This window comes from Ramlibacter sp., from assembly GCF_028292805.1.
In the GTDB taxonomy this organism is placed as follows: Bacteria; Pseudomonadota; Gammaproteobacteria; order Burkholderiales; family Burkholderiaceae_C; genus Ramlibacter.
In genome coordinates, this window is record NZ_JAQGLS010000244.1 from 1 (window position 1) to 7,289 (window position 7,289).

Consider the following 7,289-nt stretch of genomic DNA (forward strand, 5'->3'; position numbering starts at 1 on the left):
AGCGCTTCGGGCGCTACAGCTTCATCGGCCTGCCGGCGCAAACGCTGCTGCGCTCGAGTGGCTTCGGCGCCGACTCCGTCACCGAGGTCGTCACCAACGGCACGGTGATCGAGAGCGCCGGCGGCAACCCGCTGGACTTCGTGCAGGCCTACCAGATGCGATTCAAGGTGGCGCTGCGGCCCGGCATGCCGCGTTTTTGCGGCGGGCTCGCGGGCTACTTCGGGTACGACACCGTCCGCCACATCGAACGCAAGCTCGAGAAAAGCTGCCCGCCCGACACGCTGGGCTGCCCCGACATCCTGCTGCTGCAATGCGAGGAACTGGCCGTCATCGACAACCTGTCGGGCAAGCTGTACCTGATGGTCTACGCCGACCCGACGCGGCCGGAGGCGTATGCCAACGGCAAGAAGCGGCTGCGCGAGCTGAAGGAGCAGCTGAAGTACTCGGTCAGCGCGCCGGTGCTCAAGCAGACGGAAACCTACCCGGCCGAGCGCGAGTTCGCCAAGCCCGACTACCTGGCCGCGGTGGAGCGGGCCAAGCAGCTGATCGCCGCCGGCGACTTCATGCAGGTGCAGGTGGGCCAGCGGATCAAGAAGCGCTATACCGAATCGCCGCTGTCGCTGTACCGCGCCTTGCGTTCGCTCAATCCCAGCCCCTACATGTAGTACTACAACTTCAGCGGCGCCGCCGGCAGCGACTTCCACGTGGTGGGCGCATCGCCGGAGATTCTGGTGCGGCAGGAACGCACGCCAGAAGGCCAGAAGATCACGATCCGGCCGCTGGCCGGCACCCGCCCGCGCGGCGCGACGCCCGAGCTCGACAAGGCGGTGGAGCAGGAGCTGGTGAACGACCCCAAGGAGCGGGCCGAGCACGTGATGCTGATCGACCTGGCGCGCAACGACATCGGCCGCATCGCCAAGACCGGTTCGGTCAAGGTGACGGAAGCGTTCGCGGTGGAGCGCTACAGCCACGTGATGCACATCGTCAGCAACGTCGAGGGCATCCTCGACGAAGGCATGACCAACATGGACGTGCTGCGCGCGACCTTCCCGGCCGGCACGCTGACCGGCGCCCCCAAGGTGCACGCGATGGAGCTGATCGACCAGCTCGAGCCGAACAAGCGCGGCATCTACGGCGGCGCCTGCGGCTACCTGAGCTACGCGGGCGACATGGACGTGGCCATCGCCATCCGCACCGGCATCATCAAGGACCAGACTCTGTACGTGCAGGCCGCCGCCGGCGTGGTGGCGGACTCGGTGCCGGAACTCGAGTGGAAGGAAACGGAAGCCAAGGCGCGGGCGCTGATGCGGGCGTCCGAAGTCGTCGAAGAGGGGATGGAATGAGCGCCACAGAAAGCAACTGCGGCGAGAACGACTTCTCGCACGACATCATCGGCGCCGCCGTCGAGGTGCAGCGGGTGCTGGGCACCGGCTTGCCCGAGAGCGTCTACGTCGCCGCGCTGGCCCTGGAGCTGGGCGAGCGCGAAATCGGCTTCATGCAGGACGTGCCCGTCAGCGCCCACTACAAGGGCAAGTCCCTGGGCGTGGTGCAGCGCGCGCACTTCGTCGTCGAGCAGGCGATGCTGGTGCAGGTCAAGGCCGACGAAGCCACCAGCGAGCTGCATCGGTCCGAGCTGCTAGCCGGCTTGCGGCTGACCGGCCTGAAGCTCGGGCTGCTGATCAACTTCCACACCTACCCGGTCGTCAAGGGCGTGCACCGCCTGGTGAACAAGGCCAGGAGCGAGCCATGAAGCTGCTGATGGTCGACAACTACGACAGCTTCACCTACAACCTGGTCCAGTACTTCGGGGAGCTGGGCGCGCAGGTGGAAGTGTTTCGCAACGACGAAATCAGCGTGGCGGAGATTGCGGCACGCAGCCCGGACCGGCTGGTGATTTCGCCCGGGCCGTGCTCGCCGGCCGAGGCCGGCATCTCGGTCGAGGCGATCCGCCATTTCGCCGGCAAGCTGCCGATCCTGGGTGTATGTCTGGGCCACCAGGCGGTCGGCGCGGCGCTGGGCGGCAAGATCATCCGCGCGCAACAGCTGATGCACGGCAAGGTCAGCGAGATCACCACGACCCGCCAAGGCGTGTTCGCCGGCCTGCCGCAGAAGTTCACCGTCAACCGCTACCACTCGCTGGCGATCGAGCGCGACAGTTTTCCGGACGAACTGGCAGTGACGGCCTGGACCGACGACGGCGAGATCATGGGCGTGCGCCACAAGAGCCTGGCTATCCAGGGCGTGCAGTTCCATCCGGAATCGATCCTGACCGAGCACGGCCACGCGATGCTCAGGAACTTCCTGGAGCAGGCCGCATGAACCGCCAGGCCGGCCCGAGGCGAATCCCGCAGCGCGTGGCGCCGAAGGCAGTCCAATGAGCAAGACCGTCGACCTGCGCAGCGACACCGTCACGCAGCCGACGCCCGGCATGCGCGAGGCGATGGCAGCCGCGCCGCTCGGTGACGACGTGTTCGGCGACGACCCCAGCGTGAATGCGCTGCAGGCAAGGATCGCCGGCATGCTCGGCTTCGAGGCGGCGCTGTTCGTGCCGACCGGCACCCAGGGCAACCTGTGCGCCATCCTGGCCCACTGCCAGCGCGGCGACGAGTACATCGTCGGCCAGATGCAGCATTGCTACCGCTGGGAAGGCGGCGGCGCCGCGGTGTTCGGCAGCGTGCAGCCGCAGCCGCTGGAGCAGCAGGCCGACGGCAGCCTTGCGTTGGCCGACATCGAGGCGGCGATCAAGCCAGACGATCCGCACTTCGCCCGCTCGCGCCTGCTGGCACTGGAGAACACACTGGGCGGCAAGGTGCTGCCCATGGACTACCTGGCGCAGGCGACCGGGCTGGCGCGCTCGCGCGGCCTGGCGGCCCACCTGGACGGCGCGCGGCTGTTCAACGCTGGCGTGGCGCAAGCCGCGGCCAGCGGCGGCGACGCGCGTGCCGAGGCCCGCCGCATCGCGCAGCAGTTCGACAGCGTTTCGGTCTGCTTCAGCAAGGGCCTGGGAGCGCCGGTCGGCTCGGCGCTGTGCGGCAGCCAGCAGCTGATCCATAAGGCGCGCCGGATCCGCAAGATGGCCGGCGGCGGCATGCGCCAGGCCGGCGTGCTGGCGGCGGCCGCGGCCTACGCGCTGGACCACCACATCGACCGGCTGGCCGACGACCATGCGCTGGCGCGCCGGCTGGCGCAGCAGCTGCAGGGCATCGCCGGCTTGAAGGTCGAGGCGCCGCAGTCCAACATCCTGTTCGTCGACCTGGTCGGGCCGGCGCGCGAACGCTCCTCCGGCCTGATCGCCTACCTTGCGCGCCACGGCGTGCTGGCCACCGGCCTGGACCGGCTGCGCTTTGTCACGCACCTGGACGTGGACGAAGTCGGCATCGACGCCGCCGCCGCCACCATCCGCGCGTATTTCGAGGATTGACGGAGTCGCCATGCCCGACCTGCAGCACCTCATCCTGTTCATCGCGGCCGGGTGGCTGCTGAACCTCACGCCGGGGCCGGACGTGCTCTACATCGTGACGCAGTCGCTGCGCTCCGGCGCTCGCGCCGGCGTGGTGGCCGGCTTGGGCATCACCGCCGGCTGCTTCGTGCACGTGTTCGCCGCCGCCATCGGGGTCGGCGCCCTGCTGGCGGCGTCGGCCACCGCCTTCACCGTGCTCAAGTGGCTGGGCGCGGCCTACCTGCTGTGGATGGGCCTGCGGCTGCTGCTGGCGCGCGCGTCGTCGCCGTCGCGATCGCCCGACCTGCAGGCGCTCGCCCGTGCCCAGCCTTGCGTCAGCCTGGCGGCCGTGTTCCGCGGCGGCTTCCTGACCAACGTGCTGAACCCCAAGGTGGCGATCTTCTTTCTGGCCTTCGTGCCGCAGTTCATCGCGCCGGGCACCGGGAACACGGCCCTGGTGTTCGTGCTGCTGGGCATCCTGTTCAACGTCAACAGCATCCCGGTCAACTCGGGCTGGGCGCTGGCCGCCGCCTGGATGGCGCGCCGCGGTGCGGTCCGCAATGCCATGCACTGGCTGGACCGCGCTGCCGGCGCGATGTTCATCGCCTTCGGTCTCAAGCTCGCCCTCACCGACAATCCCTCCCGTTAACGCGTCCAAGGATCCGCCATGCCCATCACCCCCCAGGAAGCGCTGCAGCGCACGATCGAACACCGCGAGATCTTTCACGACGAGATGCTGCGGATCATGCGGCTGATCATGAGCGGCGAGCTGTCGCCGGTGATGACGGCGGCCATCGTCACCGGCCTGCGCGTGAAGAAGGAAACCATCGGCGAGATCACCGCGGCGGCGCAGGTGATGCGCGAGTTCTCCACCAAGGTGCACGTGGCCGACAAGACCCACCTGGTCGACATCGTCGGCACCGGCGGCGACGGCTCGCACACCTTCAACATTTCCACCTGCGCGATGTTCGTGGCGGCGGCCGCCGGCGCCAAGGTCAGCAAGCATGGCGGCCGCAGCGTCTCCAGCAAGAGCGGCAGCGCCGACGTGATGGAGGTTCTCGGCGTCAGCCTGAACCTGTCGCCGGAAGCGATCGCCAGGTGCATCGAAGAGGTCGGCATCGGCTTCATGTTCGCGCCCAACCACCACCCGGCCATGAAGAACGTGGCGCCGGTGCGCAAGGAGATGGGCGTGCGCACCATCTTCAACATCCTCGGCCCGCTGACCAACCCGGCCAGCGCGCCCAACCTCCTGATGGGCGTGTTCCACTCCGACCTGGTGGGCATCCAGGTGCGCGCGCTGCAGCGGCTGGGCGCCGAGCATGCGCTGGTGGTCTACGGCCGCGACGGCATGGACGAAGTGAGCCTGGGCGCCGCCACGCTGGTGGGCGAGCTCAAGAACGGCGAGATCACGGAATACGAGGTCCATCCGGAAGACTTCGGCCTGCCGATGGCGAGCAACCGCACGCTGAAGGTGGAGTCGGCGCAACAATCGGGCGCGCTGCTGCGGCAGGTGCTGGACAACCAGCCCGGCGCGGCACGCGACATCGTCGTCTTCAATGCCGGCGTGGCACTGTATGCGGCCAACGTGGCAAGCGACATCCGTGACGGCATTGCGAAGGCGCGGGCCGCCATCGAGTCGGGTGGGGCGAAATCCAAACTGGAGCAGCTCACGCTGGTCTCCAGGCAACTGGCGAACTGAACAATGTCGAACATCCTGGACCAGATCGTCGCGGTCAAGCGCGAAGAAATCGCGGCGGCGCGCAAGAAGCGCCCGCTCGAGGCCGTGCGCGAGGACGCGTTCACGCGTGTGCTCACCCGCGACTTCGAAGGCGCGCTGCGCGCCAAGATCGCTGCCGGCCAGCCGGCCGTGATCGCCGAGGTGAAGAAGGCCAGCCCGAGCAAGGGCGTGCTGCGCGAAGACTTCATTCCCGCCGACATCGCCCAGAGCTATGCGGAGCACGGCGCGGCCTGCCTGTCGGTGCTGACGGACCGGCAGTTTTTCCAGGGCAGCGGCGACTTCCTCAAGCAGGCGCGCGCCTCGTGCGACCTGCCGGTGCTGCGCAAGGACTTCATGGTCGATGTCTACCAGGTCTACGAGTCGCGGGTGCTGGGCGCCGACTGCGTCCTGCTGATCGCCGCCTGCCTGGGCGATGCGCAGATGGCCGAGCTGGAGGCGGTTGCGCGCAGCCTCGACATGGCGGTGCTGGTGGAGGTGCACGACCGCGCCGAGCTGGAGCGGGCGCTCAAGCTCAAGACCCGCCTGGTCGGCGTCAACAACCGCAACCTGCGCAGCTTCGAAGTCGACCTCGACACCACGCTGGACATGATGGCGCAGGTGCCGGCCGACCGGCTGCTGGTGACCGAGTCGGGCATCGTGAGCGCGGACGACGTCAAGAAGATGCGGGATGCGGGCGTGCATGCCTTCCTGGTAGGCGAAGCGTTCATGCGCGCGCCCGATCCTGGCATCGCACTGGCCGCACTGTTCGGCACCAAAGCCGCATGACAGCCCAGGTGGCCCAGCAGCTGCTGCTGCCGGCTGACGAGCGCGCCGCCTTGTGCGCGCCGCTGGGCCGCCCGATGGCGCGGGCTTGGGACGACCTGCCGGCCGCCTGGCGCGCGCTCGCCAGCGGGCTGCGGGCCCACGAACAGCAAATCTGCGCCGCCGTCGATGCCGATGCCTGCAACCATGCCGTGGTGCCGGCCCGGCCGTTCCGGGCCTTCGAGCTGGTCGCTCCCGATCACGTGCGGCTGATCCTCGTCGGCCAGGATCCGTATCCCTTGCCCGGCGATGCCACCGGACTGGCCTTTTCGTCGCTGCGCGGCATTCCGGCTTCCATGCGCAACGTCTACGCGGCGATCGAGCAGGCCCTCCCCGGCTTCCAGCGACCGCCGACGGCGAGCCTGGAGCATTGGGCGGGGCAGGGCGTGCTGCTGCTGAACACGGCGCTGACCGTGCGCATGGGCCCCAAGATGGCTGGAACCCACCTGCGGTTCGGCTGGCAGCAGTGGACCGCCGGCGTCTTGCGCGCGCTGTACGGCCAGCGGCTGGCGGCGGGTGCCGAGCTGCCGGTGGCGTGGCTGTGGGGCAAGCCGGCGCGCGAATTCTTCGAGTCGGCAGTGGCCGGGCTTGACCTGCCGCCGGGCCGGGTGCTGGTCGCGCGCCACCCGTCGCAGGACTTCCGGCGCGAGTTCGTCGGCCAGGCCCAGGTTCACCTGCAGCAGCTGGGGCGCCTGCTTCATCCGCCCATCCGTTGGTGAGCCGCTGACAGCGTCACAAACCCGTGCTATAGTCTGAGGTTCGCCGGAGGAGTGCCCGAGTGGCTAAAGGGGGCAGACTGTAAATCTGCTGGCTTACGCCTACGTTGGTTCGAATCCAACCTCCTCCACCAGGCTTGCCGCAGTGTTGTGGTGAGCCGTGCGAAATGTGTTGAATTGATGAGAAGTTGGTGAAGTGGTTGCGGCTTGGTCTGCGCCAGGGCCTTCCCTGAAGTGCCCCGATGCGGGAGTAGTTCAATGGTAGAACCTTAGCCTTCCAAGCTAATGACACGGGTTCGATTCCCGTTTCCCGCTCCACGCGATCAGTTCTGCGCAGCGAAGAATTCGCCCTTGTGGCTCAGTGGTAGAGCACCCCCTTGGTAAGGGGGAGGTCGGGGGTCCGATTCCCCCCAAGGGCACCAAAGATCGTTGATTTTTTTCGGAGTCGAAAAAATGGCAAAAGGCAAGTTCGAGCGGAACAAACCGCACGTCAACGTGGGCACCATCGGCCACGTGGACCATGGCAAGACGACCCTGACGGCGGCGATCGCCACCGTGCTGGCGGCCAAGTACGGCGGTGAAGCCAAGGCATACG

The 7,289-nt window shown here is 68.0% G+C and carries 8 protein-coding genes, 3 tRNA genes and 1 pseudogene; all 12 read left to right on the forward strand.

The features are described from left to right. Positions 1-1,343: pseudogene (locus tag JWP65_RS15395) on the forward strand (anthranilate synthase component I family protein); the annotation flags it as partial. After that, positions 1,340-1,750, forward strand: coding sequence for a GxxExxY protein (locus JWP65_RS15400; protein WP_299765260.1), 411 nt, complete (start codon positions 1,340-1,342; stop codon positions 1,748-1,750). The pseudogene JWP65_RS15395 and the gene JWP65_RS15400, both read left to right, overlap by 4 nt. Further along, positions 1,747-2,319: an aminodeoxychorismate/anthranilate synthase component II gene (locus JWP65_RS15405; protein ID WP_299765262.1), complete on the forward strand. Its 573-nt coding sequence runs from the start codon at positions 1,747-1,749 to the stop codon at positions 2,317-2,319. Before JWP65_RS15400 ends, JWP65_RS15405 begins: the two co-directional genes overlap by 4 nt. 55 nt (positions 2,320-2,374) lie before the next feature. After that, positions 2,375-3,421 (forward strand): low-specificity L-threonine aldolase, encoded by a 1,047-nt coding sequence (gene ltaE, locus JWP65_RS15410; RefSeq protein ID WP_299765264.1) that lies wholly within the window; start codon positions 2,375-2,377, stop codon positions 3,419-3,421. Positions 3,422-3,431: 10 nt separating this feature from the next. Continuing rightward, positions 3,432-4,088: a LysE family translocator gene (locus JWP65_RS15415; protein WP_299765265.1), complete on the forward strand. Its 657-nt coding sequence runs from the start codon at positions 3,432-3,434 to the stop codon at positions 4,086-4,088. Between the two features lie 18 nt (positions 4,089-4,106). Continuing rightward, positions 4,107-5,138, forward strand: a complete 1,032-nt coding sequence (trpD, locus tag JWP65_RS15420) for an anthranilate phosphoribosyltransferase (RefSeq protein ID WP_299765268.1) — start codon at positions 4,107-4,109, stop codon at positions 5,136-5,138. A gap of 3 nt (positions 5,139-5,141) precedes the next feature. Beyond that, positions 5,142-5,942 carry an indole-3-glycerol phosphate synthase TrpC gene (gene trpC / locus JWP65_RS15425; RefSeq protein WP_299765270.1) on the forward strand — a complete coding sequence of 267 codons (801 nt, stop codon included), beginning with the start codon at positions 5,142-5,144 and terminating at the stop codon, positions 5,940-5,942. After that, positions 5,939-6,697 carry a uracil-DNA glycosylase gene (locus JWP65_RS15430; protein WP_299765272.1) on the forward strand — a complete coding sequence of 253 codons (759 nt, stop codon included), beginning with the start codon at positions 5,939-5,941 and terminating at the stop codon, positions 6,695-6,697. Before trpC ends, JWP65_RS15430 begins: the two co-directional genes overlap by 4 nt. 45 nt (positions 6,698-6,742) lie before the next feature. Then, positions 6,743-6,828, forward strand: a tRNA-Tyr gene (locus tag JWP65_RS15435). A 110-nt stretch (positions 6,829-6,938) separates the two neighbouring features. Further along, positions 6,939-7,012 (forward strand) — tRNA-Gly (locus JWP65_RS15440). A 29-nt stretch (positions 7,013-7,041) separates the two neighbouring features. Then, positions 7,042-7,116, forward strand: a tRNA-Thr gene (locus tag JWP65_RS15445). Positions 7,117-7,147: 31 nt separating this feature from the next. After that, a partial coding sequence (locus JWP65_RS15450) for a GTP-binding protein (RefSeq protein ID WP_299765274.1) occupies positions 7,148-7,289 on the forward strand: 142 nt, incomplete at its 3' end.